Annotated in this window: 13 protein-coding genes; 7 read left to right on the top strand and 6 right to left on the bottom strand. The window is 38.6% G+C overall.

All coding sequences use genetic code 11. The features are described from left to right. Positions 1–894 (bottom strand): penicillin acylase family protein (locus ACEW8O_RS07470; RefSeq protein ID WP_373493995.1); only part of this gene is annotated, 894 nt, incomplete at its 3' end. A gap of 243 nt (positions 895–1,137) precedes the next feature. Then, positions 1,138–1,713: a DUF2911 domain-containing protein gene (locus ACEW8O_RS07475; RefSeq protein ID WP_373493996.1), complete on the bottom strand. Its 576-nt coding sequence runs from the start codon at positions 1,711–1,713 to the stop codon at positions 1,138–1,140. Positions 1,714–2,143: 430 nt separating this feature from the next. Here ACEW8O_RS07475 and ACEW8O_RS07480 point away from each other — a divergent pair, with 430 nt between their 5' ends. Both ACEW8O_RS07480 and ACEW8O_RS07485 read left to right on the top strand, forming a co-directional pair. Continuing rightward, a complete protein-coding gene (locus tag ACEW8O_RS07480) occupies positions 2,144–3,220 on the top strand; it encodes an endonuclease/exonuclease/phosphatase family protein (RefSeq protein WP_373493997.1) in 1,077 nt (358 codons plus the stop codon). Between the two features lie 225 nt (positions 3,221–3,445). Then, positions 3,446–4,240, top strand: a complete 795-nt coding sequence (locus ACEW8O_RS07485) for a thymidylate synthase (protein ID WP_373493998.1) — start codon at positions 3,446–3,448, stop codon at positions 4,238–4,240. A 19-nt stretch (positions 4,241–4,259) separates the two neighbouring features. On the opposite strand, the gene ACEW8O_RS07490 is transcribed toward ACEW8O_RS07485, so the two are convergent. Then, positions 4,260–5,078, bottom strand: coding sequence for an aminotransferase class IV (locus ACEW8O_RS07490; protein WP_373493999.1), 819 nt, complete (start codon positions 5,076–5,078; stop codon positions 4,260–4,262). A 155-nt stretch (positions 5,079–5,233) separates the two neighbouring features. Between ACEW8O_RS07490 and sdaAB the strand changes: the two genes are divergently transcribed. Genes sdaAB through ACEW8O_RS07505 form a run of 3 tightly spaced genes read left to right on the top strand, consistent with a single transcriptional unit; the run spans position 5,234 to position 8,580 of the window. Beyond that, positions 5,234–5,911, top strand: a complete 678-nt coding sequence (gene sdaAB, locus ACEW8O_RS07495) for an L-serine ammonia-lyase, iron-sulfur-dependent subunit beta (RefSeq protein ID WP_373494000.1) — start codon at positions 5,234–5,236, stop codon at positions 5,909–5,911. Next, entirely contained in the window at positions 5,911–7,257 is a 1,347-nt protein-coding gene (locus tag ACEW8O_RS07500) for a TolC family protein (RefSeq protein WP_373494001.1), read from the top strand. Before sdaAB ends, ACEW8O_RS07500 begins: the two co-directional genes overlap by 1 nt. Before the next feature lie 15 nt (positions 7,258–7,272). Then, positions 7,273–8,580, top strand: a complete 1,308-nt coding sequence (locus ACEW8O_RS07505; RefSeq protein ID WP_373494002.1) for an efflux RND transporter periplasmic adaptor subunit — start codon at positions 7,273–7,275, stop codon at positions 8,578–8,580. Positions 8,581–8,624: 44 nt separating this feature from the next. Here the strand turns inward: ACEW8O_RS07505 and ACEW8O_RS07510 are convergent, their stop codons facing one another. From ACEW8O_RS07510 to accC, 3 genes are read right to left on the bottom strand one after another with little or no spacing between them, the layout of a single operon-like run. Further along, positions 8,625–9,200: a nucleoside triphosphate pyrophosphatase gene (locus ACEW8O_RS07510; RefSeq protein ID WP_373494003.1), complete on the bottom strand. Its 576-nt coding sequence runs from the start codon at positions 9,198–9,200 to the stop codon at positions 8,625–8,627. Continuing rightward, a complete protein-coding gene (locus tag ACEW8O_RS07515) occupies positions 9,200–10,498 on the bottom strand; it encodes a DUF1015 domain-containing protein (RefSeq protein WP_373494004.1) in 1,299 nt (432 codons plus the stop codon). Before ACEW8O_RS07515 ends, ACEW8O_RS07510 begins: the two co-directional genes overlap by 1 nt. Continuing rightward, positions 10,498–12,000: an acetyl-CoA carboxylase biotin carboxylase subunit gene (gene accC, locus ACEW8O_RS07520; protein ID WP_373494005.1), complete on the bottom strand. Its 1,503-nt coding sequence runs from the start codon at positions 11,998–12,000 to the stop codon at positions 10,498–10,500. Before accC ends, ACEW8O_RS07515 begins: the two co-directional genes overlap by 1 nt. Positions 12,001–12,181: 181 nt before the next feature. Here accC and ACEW8O_RS07525 point away from each other — a divergent pair, with 181 nt between their 5' ends. Together ACEW8O_RS07525 and ACEW8O_RS07530 are read left to right on the top strand one after the other, a co-directional pair. After that, positions 12,182–13,432 (top strand): aminotransferase class I/II-fold pyridoxal phosphate-dependent enzyme, encoded by a 1,251-nt coding sequence (locus tag ACEW8O_RS07525; protein WP_373494006.1) that lies wholly within the window; start codon positions 12,182–12,184, stop codon positions 13,430–13,432. A gap of 102 nt (positions 13,433–13,534) precedes the next feature. Further along, positions 13,535–13,711, top strand: coding sequence for a histone H1 (locus ACEW8O_RS07530; protein ID WP_373494007.1), 177 nt, complete (start codon positions 13,535–13,537; stop codon positions 13,709–13,711). Positions 13,712–13,765: the final 54 nt, after the last annotated feature.

Below are 13,765 nucleotides of genomic sequence, written 5' to 3' on the forward strand. Positions count from 1 at the left end.
GGGATCATTGGCCAAAATGGGATTTCCATTTTTGGTTTTTGATCCGGAAACGGCCCAATTGTTTGACCCTATTCCATCAAAAGGTTGGGGCAATGCTTTAACAAAAATATCTGCATCGGGATAAACAATACTATCAGGAACGTCTATTTTAAGCGGTTCAAAATCCCAAATTCTATCAGCTTCAATAATTGGATCATTCTCTTCAGGAAAATCAGGATACAACCGATCCATCAATTCTTTACCGAATTGGTTTCTGAGGTTGGTATATTCCAAGTCCCTATCTTTGGCCAACATATCCGACATATATTTTAATAGCAAAAGAGTCTTATACGGACTCCAGCTTTCAGGTCTGTAATCCAATATTTTATATTCAATGGGAAGTCTGGAATCTTTTAGGTTTTGTATATATTGATTTACCCCTTCAGCATAAGAAACTAATAAACGGTAGGTTTCCTGATGATTATTCTGAATATATGTTTCCGAGATTTCAGCACTATATGACAATCCCTTTCTTCTGGTCATCCTGTCAATTTCCAAAGCTATTGGACCTACAATCTCCGAAATTCTTCCTGCCGCAGCCATGGTCTGAAATTCCATCTGCCAAAGTCTATGTTGTGCGGTGACATAGCCCTGTACCCGATATAAGTCCTCCTCATTTTCTGCAAAAATGTGTGGTATCAGATTTTCGTCGTAAACAACCTTTACAGTACCCATTAGACCGGGCAACTTGATTTCTTCCTCATTGAATTGATCCTCGCTGTAGGAATTCTGCCAAAAACCATGATGCGGATCCAACAATTTTCCTAAAGGAGGAACAGTACCTATTTGTAATGAAAGTGCTACGCCCAATGCAAGGGTGACCGAAAAGACGAGCAGAAAACCAAAATATCTCATAAAACCAGTGGTGAAAAAACCAGCGATGAAATTAGCATTTATAAAATGAATATCCAGTGTATAACCAAAAAAACAACTTGAGTTAATTCAGAATTTAAAACCATTGTTGACAAAAAATGAGAACATCACCAAAAAAGAAAAAAACTTTAACAATCACACATTATAGTTTAATGAAGGGTATAAAAAAAGAAAAGAGCCGTTGGATAGATCAAACGGCTCTTTATCAAAATTTACTTTAAATTTTTACTGAATTACAATAGGCAGTTTCAATTTTTCCCACCTTACAACTATTCCGGGCGATTCGATAACAATGCTCAATTGCTCTTGGCTATCATTAACCCATTCCGGACTTGATTCTACTCGCAACACATCATTTTCCTGTTTGTACTGAAAATGGCCATGTTCAAGATCCCATTCTGAATTGAAGATTACCGTCCATTTTCCTGAGGCTTTTGGAATTGTAAATAATGAATATCTTCCGGCAGAAAGATTTTGACCTTCAACAGTTACATTCGAATCAAATTCAACGAATGTAGATTCATTTGCACCTGTTCTCCAAACTTCATTATATGGTACCAAATCTCCCCAGACCACTCTACCTTTTACAGAAGGAGCGCCATATTGAATCATGAGTTTTGAATTTCCAGCAGTTCCTTCCAATGTTCTCAGAGGGCTTGCCCTGGTTTCAGTAGCGGGTTTTTCCTCCATGGACATTTCTTCGGAATCAGAAGATTCAGTGCTTTTTTCAGCACCACATCCTGACAAAAGCATTGTTCCAGCCGCAAAAACAGCTAACATAAATACGTTCGTTTTTTTCATAAAGTAGTTTTTTTCCAACTCGAAGATAAATATTTTTTTCTCAACAAAACAAAAACTTCACTTTTGGTTTAGACACGGGAACGGTCGAGGGTTTGAAAGAAAATAAATTTGTGTTTTCATTTAAAAACTACCCCATAAAAACTAATTATCAAAATCCGTAAAAAAAGCCTTTTTAAATTGAGTTGGATATAGTTTATTAACAATTTCTTTACAACCCATTTATTTATTAACCCAAATATGTCAGTCAGAATTTATAAATTAAGTACTGGGATTTTATTTCTGTTATCCACATTGATAGATATTTGATCTCTCCACAAGAAGAATTGATTCTTATCAAGTAATTAAAAAATTATCAAGTAAGAGGTTAAATCCTGAGCCATTTGGATTAGGAAGGATTAAGATATAATTTCAGCTCAAATTCCCTGCATCAATGGTAAGATTTATCACCTCTTTCTTTTTTTTAGTTTCTTTGGCTTTATTTTTCAGTGTATATATTTCTCCTGAATTTTTCCCTTATGTAGGGGTTATCACCCTTACTATTCCCATTCTTATTATCATCAATGCTTTTCTTTTTATAGCATTACTGCTTGCAAAAAGAAAACTGCTCATACTCCCATTAATAGCTCTGGTTGTTGGTTGGAAGTTTGTAGGTATGACATTTCAATTCAGACCTAGTGGAGGAAAGGAAGAAGGATTATCAGTCTTGAGTTATAATGTACATATGTTTACTTATTCCAGAAACGGTGGTGACAGGGCTTTGGGGGGACAAAATCTGATTAAATGGCTTCAGGATAATCCTGCCGATATCAAATGTTTTCAGGAATTCTACCAAGACCAAACTACACCTTCCAGAAATACATTGAAATTATTGGGTGCTGAAACAGGCTACCATCACTCTTTTCAGATTATCCAGGGTAACCCAAAACAAAGGTCATTTGGTATGGCTATTTTTAGTAAGTATCCTATAGTAAATGAAGGAGTGGTACTGGATTCAAGAAGTACCAACGGAGTGATGTTTGCGGATCTAAAAGTCGAAAAAGACACCATCAGGATTTACAATGCCCACTTAGAATCCATGAATATCCCTTCTGAAGGGTTAAACAACCTTGATGGAATAAAAGACAATTATAAAGTTACTCTCAGAAGACTCAAAAGAGGGCAAATTGCAAGGGCTTCTCAACTGGATATTTTAATGGATCATATGGATAATAGTCCTTATGCCAATATTCTTGTTGGTGACTTCAATGATGTCCCTTACAGTTACACTTATTTTACTTTACGAAGAAAAATGCAGAATGCCTTTGAAAAGGCCGGGAGCGGATTTGGATTTACTTACAATAAAGTGCTTTTCTTCCTGAGGATAGACCATATTTTTGCAGATGATCTTTTTAAAACCAAAAGTTTCAAAACACATAAAGAAGTGGACTATTCTGATCACTATCCCATATCGGCAGTTTTCAGTTGGGAAAAACCTTTAAGAAAAAATCCTCAGGAATCTGAAGAATGACCTAGATTATCTATTTAGAACTTTTAAGCAGGACCAACAAAACCGGAAGAAGGATTAGGTCTGCAAGGAATGCAAATATCAAGGCCATACTGATCCTCAACCCTGAAAAAAATAGTAATTATTTTTCCTGATATCAGACCTTATTTATTTTCCGAGAATTGCAAATGCTGCTTTCCTATTTTTACATATATTCCTATCTTACCGGCCATAAAAAATATTTACACTATGAAGCAATACCACGATTTGATGCAGCATATTTTGGACAAGGGTGTCAAAAAAGAGGACAGGACAGGCACAGGAACATTAAGTGTTTTTGGCTATCAGATGCGCTTCGATCTGAAAGATGGATTTCCTGTGGTTACCACTAAAAAGCTGCACCTCAGGTCTATCATCATTGAGTTATTGTGGTTTTTGAAAGGTGACAGCAATATCGGTTATCTGAATGAGAACAAGGTCAGTATCTGGAATGAATGGGCAGACGATAACGGTGATTTAGGGCCAGTATACGGATACCAATGGAGACACTGGCCTGATGGAAAAGGCGGAGAGATCGATCAGGTCAAAAACCTGATCCATCAGATCAAAACAAAACCAGATAGCAGAAGACATATCGTCAGTGCCTGGAATGTTGCAGATGTAGACAATATGGCGCTTCCTCCATGTCACACCATTTTTCAGTTTTATGTCGCTGAGGGTAAGCTTTCCTGTCAATTGTACCAACGCAGTGCGGATGTCTTTTTGGGTGTACCTTTCAATATTGCCTCCTATGCTTTATTCACCATGATGGTGGCCCAGGTCTGCAATTTAGAACAGGGTGAATTCATCCATACTTTTGGAGATGCACACTTGTACAGCAATCATTTGGAACAGGCACGTTTGCAGTTAAGCCGGGAATTGAGGCCTCTTCCTACAATGAAAATCAATCCCGAGGTAAAGGATATCTTTGAGTTCAAATATGAAGATTTTGAATTGGTCAATTATAATCCACATCCACATATCAAAGCAGCGGTAGCTGTTTGATTGTGAGTATTAGGGATGCTCAAAAATCAAGATCAAAATCGTGCTCGGTTTGAAAGAATTTACCTTCAATCTCTTTGATAAAACTGACCCCGGTTACATTTGAAGTGAAAATAAAATTTGCTTCCAGCACATCCTTGGTCAAAAACTTCCCTTCGGTTATGCTTTTAGAAGAAGCTTTGAGTTTTTCAATGATAAGCCTTCTTCCTATACCTGCTATACAGGAACAATTAAGCGAGGGAGTAAAAAAAGTTCCATCTTTGATCCAGAAAATATTGGAAGAACCTGCTTCAGAAACATAGCCATCTGAATTGCACAAAATAACTTCATCCATGGAATTCTTCATTTTTTCAAGATTTGCCATCACATAGGTTAAGGCATTTAAAGTTTTGCAATGGCTCCAAAAAGTCTTTGGTACAGTGACAGTATCAAGGAAAAAGGCTTTTTCTTTAATCCTTGGGGAAGATCTAAATACTTGAATCTGAAGACTTTCATTTAATCCTTCCGACTCAGGTGTATATTTACCAACTCCTTCTCTATAGACATTCCACCTTACTCTTAAGGTCAGTTCTATTCCAAATTTTCCCACCAATACCTTTTCAAGGATTTCAATACTACATAAAGAGGAAAAGTCCAGATGCAATACCCTGCATCCTTCTATTAATCTTTCTATATGGAATTCACCAAACCTCAATTTTCCATTGGCAAAAACCATGGTCTCAAAAAGACCATCACCAAATAGAAAGGCACGGTTATGAAAACTATCAGGAGTTTCAGACCAACCTGAATCTTTATTTTTAAAAAGGGACACTGTATTAATTTCGATCATATTACTGTTCACTACCGAACGTTTTGATTTTTCAGTACACATTAACGATGTTAAAATTAATTAAATTAAAACTATTTTATCCTTTTTGGGAGCAGTGTACCAATAAAAACAGAATTTCGTTCAAAATAACTTATTACTTTAGCACGCTAATTGAAAATGGTATAGCCATGGGAACTAAAAGCAGTATTTTTGATATGATCGGACCGGTTATGATAGGTCCATCTTCATCCCATACAGCCGGAGTTGTCAGAATTGCCCGGGCAGCCATTAGGGTTCTAGGTGGAATTCCTGATTCAGTTGTCATCATCTTTTACAATTCATTTGCCCGCACTTATGAAGGACATGGCAGCGACAAAGCAATTATTGGTGGATTACTGGATTTCAAAACTGACGATCAGCGTATCAAACAATCCTTTGAAATCGCCAAAGAAAAAGGTTTGCAATACACTTTCAAATCCATTGGAAACGCTTCTGTCTTTCATCCAAATACCATTAAGTTAAACCTTAAAAAAGACGGTAAGGAGGTCGAAGTGATTGGAGAGAGCCTTGGTGGGGGGATTATCAATATCGCGGCAGTTGATGGCTTCAATGCCAACTTTTCCGCCAATTCCTATACTTTGATTATCAAAGCCGAAGACATTTCCGGGGCCATTGCCTTTATTTCTTCGGTAATTGCCCAGGAAAAAACGAATATCGCAACGATGTCAGTTTCAAGAAAAGGTAAACATGATGTTGCCTGTCATGTGATTGAAATGGACAGTGGTATCAGAAAAACCACAATCGAATATTTAAACAGTCTTACCTGGATCAAAGAATTAATTTATATCCCTGAAATAGATAAATAATGAAAAAACTGTTCTTAATTACGCTTGCCATTTTAGTTTTTTTTACTGTTGAGGTCAAAGCACAGGTAATTGACATAACCTCTCTCGACTTGGAAACCTGTATTGAAATTGCCCTGGAAAACAACCTGACTTTGATGAGGAGCCAGGCGAATTTAGGTATCGCTGAAGCAAACCTAATTGGTGATCAAGGCCAAAGAATTCCAACCCTTACAACAGGTGCCAGTTCGGGATACCGTTGGGGAAGGTCGATTAACCCAGTAACCAACCAATTCGAAAATAACAGGATCGGCAATGTCAACCTATTTGGAAACTCCAATGTGACGCTATTTGCCGGACAGCAAATCACCAATACGATCAAACAAAGTAAAACCAACATTGAAGTTGAAAAATACAACGTAGAAGCTACAGAGAATGACATCACTTTGAATGTCATCAACTTTTTTATCAATGTGGTTTTTGCCAAAGAGCAATTGAAAATTGCCCAAAACCAATTGTCAACTACCCAGGAACAATTGACCATTACCACCAAACTGGTAGATGCAGGTTCGTTACCCTTGGCAAATAAACTGGATATCCAAGCTCAGAATGCAACCAATCAACTTGAAGTTATCAATGCAACAAATACACTCAGAATTGCAAAGTTGAATTTGTCCCAAGCACTCGCCATTCCATTTAACAATGAGCTTGATGTGTATACACCTGACCTTGACCCGGAAGATTATTTGCTCACCCAAAAAGATCCCGAAGAAATCTATGAAATTTCAAGGGATTTGATGCCACAAATTAAGGCTGCGGATTTAGGTGTGCTTAGTGCAGAATATGGCGAAAGAGTTGCCAAAGGTGGATATATGCCAACCTTGGGCGTAGGGGTCAGTGCTTTCTCCAATTATATTGATCAGCCTAACTTTTTTGGTGTTAGGCCTGAATTTGGTACTCAGATCAGCAACAATTTCTCTAATTCAGCAAACTTACAATTGAATATTCCTATCCTTTCGAATATGAGGAACAGGTCAAATGTTCAAAGAGCCAGGTTACAGAAAAGATTGAGTGAAATCCAGGAATGGGAAACCAACCTTCAATTGAGACAGGACATTGAAACTGCCTACACAGATGCGTATGCAGCAAGGCAATCCTATCAAGCCTCCCAAATTAGGGTAGCATCCTTAGAAGAATCATTTAGGGTTGCCAAGCAACGTTTTGATGCAGGTGCCATCAATTTTGCGGATTATCAGCTAGGCCAAAATAATTTCTTCAATGCCCAAGCTGACCTGGTCACCGCTAAATACACTTATATATTCAGAGTAAAAGTTTTAGATTTTTATTTAGGAAACCCACTTAAACTATAAATTACCCATACAATTATGGCAAAGAAAAAATCAAACAAATTAATATATATCCTCTTAGGAATATTGGCAGTAGTCATCATTTTCGCAATCATTGGAAGGTCTGCAGGCTGGATCGGTGGTGAAAAAGAAGTCAATGTCGAAACCGCAAATGCCAAGAAAACTTCCATCATTGAAAAAGTCAGCGCTTCCGGCGTGGTAGAGCCTGAAATTGAAGTCAAAATGAGTCCTGATGTTGCTGGGGAAATTATTGAACTGAATGTTGCTGAGGGAGATTCAGTTAAAATCGGAGACCTTTTGGTTAAAATCCGTCCTGACAATTTCATCTCGGCATTAGATAGGTCAAGAGCAAACTTAAACCAAAATCAGGCTCAACTTGCACAGTCCAAGGCCAACCTTAAGAGAGCTGAAGCGCAATTTGTGAGAGCTGAACTGGAATTTAAAAGAAATGAAAAACTCCATCAGGATAAAGTAATTTCGGATGCTGATTGGGAACAATTTCAATCCACCTTCCTTACAGCACAAAATGACCTTGATGCAGCGGAACAGTCTGTCCTTGCAGCAGAGTATATTATCAAAAGTGCACAGGCAACTGTGAATGAAGCAGCCGAAAATTTAAGATTGACCAATGTCTATGCCCCTGTCAGCGGGATTGTCTCACAGCTTTTGGTGGAAAAAGGAGAAAGAGTTGTAGGCACCCAACAAATGGCAGGTACTGAAATGTTGAGACTTGCAGACCTATCAAAAATGGAAGTTCGGGTCAATGTAAACGAAAATGATATCGTTAGAATCAGCCGGGGAGACACCACCATCATTGACGTTGACTCCTATTCCTATTCCGGTAAGAAGTTCAAGGGAGTAGTTACTTCTATTGCAAATTCTGCAAATGTAAAAGCAAGTGCTGATGCAGTTACGGAATTTGAAGTCAAAATCAGTATCATAAATGAATCCTATGCTGATCTGATTACAGACAAAGTAAAATATCCATTTAGACCGGGAATGACAGCAAGTGTAGACATCATAGCCCAGAAAAAAGACAATGTGCTGTCTGTCCCATTATCTGCCGTTACTACTAGAGAAGATAAGGTAGATTCAGTTTCTAGTGGCACTACAAAAGCAAAGGAACTGGTTTTTGTAGTTGAAGAAGGAAGGGCTAAAATAAGGGAAATCAAAACCGGGATCTCGGATTTTGACAACATCGAAATATTGGAAGGGATAAATGAGGGTGAGGAATTAATTTCAGGTCCTTATTTTGTTGTGAGCAAGCAACTAAAGGATAATGATGCTATCAAGGTTACAAAACCAACTGAGGTAGCGAAAAAATAAAGAAACACTAAAAAAGCTTCCCATTTCATTTGAGGAAGCTTTTTTTATTGCCAATTTTTCAAGGCTTCATAAACCAGGTGTACAGGAAGTCCCATGACAGTAAAATATGAACCTTCAATCTTTTCTACGGCTATATATCCTATCCATTCCTGAATCCCATAAGCCCCGGCTTTATCAAATGGCTGATAGCAGCCCACATAATGATTAATTTCTTCCCTGGACATATCCTTCATGTACACCTTGGTCATATCTGTCATTGTCTGAATCTTCTTATCATCCATTATCGTGACTGCTGTGTAAACAAGGTGCATTTTACCGGAGAGTTTCTGAAGCATTTGGGCCGCATCTGCAAAATCCTTTGGCTTCACCAGGATTTCCATATCCATCACGACTATAGTATCAGACGCTATAATCAATTCGGAATTCTTCAGTTCTCCGGAAAAAGCTTTAGCTTTTTTTTCTGATAAATAACCGGCAACTTCCTTTGGGGATAAAGTATCCGGATATCTTTCATCAGTTTCTTTGGTTCTTTGCTCAAATTCAATCCCGAGACCATCCATTAGCTCTTTCCTCCTGGGCGATCTGGAAGCAAGGATAATTTTTTTATCAAGGTTTATCATCATTTAAAAACTTGATATGGAAATTGAAATTCTTCCTGATGTATAGAACCAAACAGCAGGCCTGACAGTGCTTTGGGATAAAAATACGTTGACTTTTGGGGCATGGTATAGCCCGATTTACAGACGCCCAAAACCTGGGACATGGGAACATCTTTGGTGATGACAGCGCAAGAAGCTGTTCCTGAGTTCACCTTCGCAAAACAGCGATTGAGATTTCTTTCGTAGGCAATGTTATCAGAAAGTCTTTGATCCTTATATGAAATGCCCAATACCTTTTCTATAAAAAAATAATGCAGGACCATCAGGTCCACTTCCTTGACCACCTCTGGTATATCCGGACCGAATTCCTCAATTTTCTCCGGAATCAACCTGATTTTATAAGCATTATCTTTGAACACCAATCCAAATGCCCATTTTTTCTGAAGAATAAGTTCCCCTATTTCTTCCACATCATTCAGATTTTTGATAATAAAATATTCTTGGGCTTTATGAATTATTTCCTCCTCATTCAATTCCAGATCGAAGAACAATCTATGGGTAGGAAGGATTTTCAGGTCAAGGGACAGGGCATTGGTAAAATACATCATATGATAATTGTAAGCCTCATCCCCTGTATGATTTGGATTGGCTACAGTTTTCTCTTTTCTGTAATCAATGGCACTTTGGTACCTATGATGTCCATCCGCCAAAATGATTACTTTGTCCTGAATGACCTGCAAAAACTCCCTGATAATCCCGGCATCCTGAATAAGGCCCATTACTTCCCGGACTCCCTGATAATCTTCCAGATCATAAATAGGATCTTCAATGGCTGCATCCATGTAGGAATCAAGCTGATGATCTGAGTCTTCATAAAGACCATGCGTTGGACTGGGCTGAAATTCTGTGCTCCTTAATATATCTGTCCTGTCAGTTACTGCTTTCACAATTGTATTTTCATGCCTGAGGACCATTTCTTCATCCCAATCATAGGCCTTGATCTGCGCAATAAATCCTTTCCTGCAAGATTCATGCTCCTGACCCGGCAGTCTGAAATATTGATAATAGACATAAATACCCGGGATCTGATCCTGGACAATCACTTTTTCGGATTTCCATTTTTCCAGTACTTCTCTACCCCTTATTTCGGGGTTGTCTCCAAAGGGGACAGAAATATGAATGCTGTTGTATGGGTTTTCATACAAAGCAATTCTCTGTTTTTCCGACACCACATCGAATAACGGTGAAGTTAGCTCATCAAGATTTTTTTTAAACCGTGAATGATACCTCCAGCCTTTTATAGGTAATATTTCCGCCATCAGATCAATCTGTTTTTCCAATTTGAGCGTTTCGAAAGCGCGCCTTCCCGGCTTTGGGAAATCTTCAAACTCTCCTTCTTTTTATCAAAAATATCTATAGCAAGACCGGCAAGCAGCTCCTGTTCCTCCTCTGACCAGATAATCTGAAGCATTTCCGGACTGAAAAAATTCTCCACAAATTTTGTATTGAACCTACCGCTTTTAAATTCTTCATGCTCCATCACAAATCTGCAAAAATCCAAGGTGGTCTCAATTCCTGTGATCTGATAATCATCGATCGCATTGATCATTTTTTGGATTGCTTTTTCCCTTGTTTCATCATGAACTATCAGCTTGGCAATCATCGGATCATAATAAATCGGTATATCCATTCCCTGTTCAAACCCATCATCAACCCTGATTCCAGGCCCATGTGGTCTGATATAGGTCTGAAGATTCCCTATATCCGGTAAAAAATTATTCTTTGGATCTTCTGCATAAACCCTGATTTCTACAGCATGGCCATTGATTTTCAGATCCTCCTGTGAGAAGGACAAAGGCAATCCTTCGGCTATCAATATCTGTTCCTTTACCAGGTCTTTGTTGGTAATCATTTCCGTTACAGGATGCTCTACCTGCAAACGGGTGTTCATTTCCAGAAAATAAAAATCCAACTTTTCATCCACTATGAATTCCACAGTACCTGCACCATAATAATCACATGCTTTTGCCACTTTCACTGCCGCCTCTCCCATGGCTTTTCTCATTTCGGGCGATACTACCGGAGAAGGTGCTTCCTCAATGACCTTTTGATGTCTTCGCTGTATGGAACACTCCCTTTCAAAGAGATAAACCACATTCCCCTCTTGGTCGCCAAGCACCTGTATTTCAATATGCTTTGGAGATGTAATGAATTTCTCAATAAAAACCGCTCCGTCCCCAAATGCAGATTGAGCTTCCGATATCGCCCTTTGCATCTGTTCTTCAAATTCAGCTTCATTTTCTACTATCCTCATTCCTTTTCCTCCCCCACCTGCACTGGCTTTGATCAATATTGGATAACCTATTTCCGAAGCCTTCGATTTTGCTGCCGGAATATCAGAAATGGCTTCGTCAGTCCCTGGCACCATTGGAATTCCGTATTTTGAAACTGCATTTTTGGCAGCCAATTTACTCCCCATCACCTCGATGGATTCAGGTGAAGGCCCGATAAATATTATTCCGGCTTCGGATACCATTTTTGCAAAGGCCGCATTTTCGGATAAAAATCCATAACCGGGATGAATCGCGTCCACACTGAGTTTTTTACAGGCATCAATTATCCGGTCTGAAAGTAGGTAAGATTGATTGGAAGGAGGTGGTCCTAGGCATACAGCCTCATCAGCAAATTTGACATGTGGGGCATTTCGGTCGGCTTCACTGAATACAGCTACTGTCTTAATTCCCATCTGTCTCGCAGTTCTCATGATCCTGAGACTTATCTCTCCTCGATTGGCTACCAATAGCTTTTTGATCTTGTGCATATAAGGGTTTATTTCATAAAAAAAACAACAACTGCGAAGTAAACAAAATAATGCCAGTATCTGAAAAGAATGCTTGAATTGAAATGGGATTTTTGCAAGGATGGACAAATTATGTTAGTTTTACCAGATTTAATGGATGAAATCACCATTACAAAATTGTAAAACCTAAATGTTTTAAGCCTTGGATTTATTCGCAAAATTACAAACCAATATTGGTCCTTTGGGCAAGCATTCTGAACTTGCTGAAGGTTATTTTACCTTCCCAAAATTAGAAGGAGAAATTGCCCCCAGAATGAAATTTCAAGGTAAGGATGTCCTTACCTGGAGTTTGAACAACTACCTTGGATTGGCAAATCACCCGGAAGTCCGAAAAGCAGATAACGAAGCTGCAGCAAAATGGGGCGCTGCATACCCAATGGGTGCCAGAATGATGTCAGGTCAGACAGACCAACATGAGCAGTTGGAAAGAGAACTGGCCGAATTTGTAGGCAAAGAAAGTTCTTATCTTCTGAATTACGGCTACCAGGGAATCATGTCGGTCATTGATTCTATTTTAGACAGAAAAGATGTGGTCGTATATGACAGTGAATGTCATGCCTGTATCATTGATGCGCTGAGGATGCATCTGGGAAAACGCTATGTGTTTCCTCACAACGACATAGAAAACTGTGAAAAGCAACTTCAGAGAGCTTCCAAATTAGTAGAAGAAACCGGAGGCGGAATTCTTATGATTACAGAAGGTGTTTTCGGAATGACCGGAGATCAGGGCAGACTTGCCGAGATTGTCAAACTCAAGGAGAAATTTGATTTTAGACTTTTGGTTGATGATGCACATGGATTTGGTACTATGGGAAAAACCGGTGCGGGTACAGCCGAAGAACAGGGAGTACAAGAAGAAGTAGATTTATATTTTTCCACCTTTGCCAAGTCTATGGCTTCTATTGGTGCCTTCATTGCAGGGGATGCGGATGTTATCCGTTTCTTGAAATACAACATGCGTTCGCAGATTTTCGCTAAATCACTTCCAATGATCTTTGTTGAAGGTGCTCTGAAACGATTAGAATTATTGAGAAGTCAGCCTGAACTGAAAGACAACCTTTGGAAAATAGTCAACGCATTGAAAAAAGGTTTGATCGAAAAAGGGTTCAGCATTGGCAGATCCAATTCCCCGGTCACTCCTGTGGTTCTAAATGGCACTATAGGTGAAGCTGCTACTTTAAATAAAGACTTAAGAGAGAACTATAAAATATTCTGTTCTGTAGTGATTTATCCTGTTATTCCTAAAGGGATGATAATCCTCAGATTAATACCTACAGCGGTTCATACATTGGCGGATGTTGATGAAACCATCGCGGCTTTTGAAGCTATAAAAGAAAAATTGACGAGCGGGTATTACAAGAATACCGCATATGCGGTTTCCTTTGGAGAATAAAAATATTTCAAAAAAAGCCGTTATACTGTGGTTTTATACATATTTTAGCTATATTGACAGCACAATTAAACTTATCATCAACCAATAAAATTAACTTTTACTATGAGCAGATTTAGCGAAATAAAAGATCTTATCCTAGGCTTGGAAGGAGACTTCGAAAAGTTCTACGACAAAAACAACCAAGCTGCAGGTACCCGGGTAAGAAAAGGTATGCAGGATCTTAAGAATTTGGCACAGGACATCCGAAAAGAAGTTCAGGACAAGAAAAACGAAGGATAATCAACAAAAAAAGGTGATCAAATGATCACCTTTTTTATGACTTAAATTTTTTAC

The sequence above is a fragment of the Aquiflexum sp. genome, assembly GCF_041749095.1.
Taxonomy (GTDB): domain Bacteria; phylum Bacteroidota; class Bacteroidia; order Cytophagales; family Cyclobacteriaceae; genus Aquiflexum.